Here is a 1,984-nt window from a genome sequence, read left to right as displayed (position 1 = left end):
CAAGCATGACCGACACCACGCCCGGCGCCCGCCTGCGCGCCGCCATCGCTTCGGGCCGCATCGTCCAGTCCTGGTCACCGGCGGCGCCTCCGGCATCGGCGGCGCCATCGTCGACGCGGTGCTCGCCCATGGCGGCAAGGCCATCGTCTGGGACCTGCGCGCCCCCGCCGCCGCCCGCGACGGCGTTCACGCCACCCAGGTCGATGTCAGCGACGCTGCCGCCGTGGCCGCCGCCGCCCAGGCGATCCCGGAAGGCTTCCGCCCGACCCACCTGGTCAACAATGCCGGCATCATCGGCAAGCGCATGCCGCTGGCCGAGATGGAGGCGGAAGAAATCGACCGCGTGCTGTCGATCAACCTGAAGAGCGTGCTCTACTGCACCCGCGCCTATCTCCAGGCCCGCGCGCCGCACCCCTATGCCTCGATCGTCAACCTGTCCTCGATCGCGGCGCGCACCGGCGGCATGCCGGGCAACGCGCTCTACGCCACGACCAAGGGCGCCATCGCCGCCCTGACCCGCGCCGCCGCCAAGGAGCTGGCCCCCGAGGTCCGCGTCAACGCCCTGGCCCCCGGCATCATCGACACGCCGATCCAGCAGGACAGCCTGGGCGACCGCGCCAAGCTGGCCGAGATCGCCAAGATCATCCCGCTGCAGCGGGTGGGCGGGCCCGAGGAAGTGGCGCAGGCTGCGCTGTGGCTGCTGTCCGGCGCCTCGGCCTATGTCACCTCGACCATCATCGACGTCGCCGGCGGCCGCTGACGCCGGAAGGGGAGGAACAACAAGCATGACCGACACCACGCCCGGCGCCCGCCTGCGCGCCGCCATCGCTTCGGGCCGCATCGTCCAGGCCCCCGGCGCCCCCGACTCGCTGACCGCCCGCCTGGTGCAGCGCGCCGGCTTCCCGGCCATCTACATGACCGGCCTGGGCGCGACCGCCAGCCGCCTGGGCACGCCCGATATCGGCCTGCTCAGCCAGACCGAGATGACCGAGCACGCCCGCAACATGACCCGCGTGGTCGAGATCCCGGTGATCGCCGACGCCGATACCGGCTATGGCGGCCCGTCCAACATCCACCGCACCGTGCGCGAATACATCCAGGCCGGCGTCGCCGCCATCCACCTGGAGGACCAGGTGGCGCCGAAGCGCTGCGGCCAGCTCGCCGGCATCCGCCTGGTCGACGCCGACGAAAGCGCCGCCCGCCTGCGCTGCGCCGTCGAGGCCCGCGGCAGCGCGGACATGATGATCATCGGCCGCACCGACGCGCTGGGCGCCGCCGGGATGGACGAGGCGCTGCGCCGCGCGAAACTGTACCAGGAGACCGGCGTCGACCTGGTCTTCGTCGACGGCATCAAGAAGATCGCCGAAATCGAGGCCGTGGCGAAAGCCATCACCGGCCCGAAGGTGGTCTCCATCGTCGACGGCACCGAGACGGTGGCCCTCTCCGCCGACGACCTGCAGGCGATGGGCTTCTCGGTCGTGCTCTACGCCGTCAGCACGCTGTTCTCCGCAGCGAAAGCCATCAGCGACACCCTGTCGGTGCTGAAGGCGTCCGGCACGCCGAAGGGGCGGGCCGAGGCGATGATCTCCTACGGGGAGTTCTGCGAGATCGTCGATCTGCCGTTTCATCAGCAGTGGGCAGATAAGTTCGGAGGGTGAAGGTTGGGGGAATGAATTCCCCCAAACCCCCATCTTTTTTCTGATCACCGGCCGTGTGAAGGCCAGCGCCTTCATCCGCCGCGATACCACGGCGTTACGGCGGGACGTAGAATCATAAAATCAGCGCAGGCCCACAGGTCGCGCTGACATTGGGCCGTGGCGCGTCCTGTCGTCACGTGGACACGGCAGTCTGAAAGAAAAAAGAAGCGACTGTCTTGGGTGTCAAGCGGTCTGCTCCTTCGCGGAGGTTGTGGTTCTCCAGGGTGTTGAGCTTTGGAGGATGGCATTGAGGATGGTGAGCAGCTTGCGGGCGATGGCGATCAGGG

Annotated in this window: 2 protein-coding genes; both read left to right on the top strand. The window is 69.1% G+C overall.

Annotation, left to right across the window (positions count from 1 at the left end):
• On the top strand, positions 1–760 hold a 760-nt coding region (locus GVN67_RS28835), incomplete at its 5' end, for an SDR family NAD(P)-dependent oxidoreductase (RefSeq protein WP_200845445.1).
• A 25-nt stretch (positions 761–785) separates the two neighbouring features.
• Entirely contained in the window at positions 786–1,658 is an 873-nt protein-coding gene (locus tag GVN67_RS28830; protein WP_160000735.1) for an oxaloacetate decarboxylase, read from the top strand.
• The last annotated feature ends 326 nt before the right edge of the window (positions 1,659–1,984 follow it).

Origin of the sequence: Roseomonas sp. 18066 (assembly GCF_902706185.1) — a bacterium.
In the GTDB taxonomy this organism is placed as follows: domain Bacteria; phylum Pseudomonadota; class Alphaproteobacteria; order Acetobacterales; family Acetobacteraceae; genus Pseudoroseomonas.
This window is presented reverse-complemented; position numbering and strand designations above follow the sequence as displayed.

Excerpts from the sequence above, each read along its gene's own strand:
- GVN67_RS28830 (WP_160000735.1), top strand. The coding sequence starts at position 786 with ATGACCGACACCACGCCCGGCGCCCGCCTGCGCGCCGCCATCGCTTCG.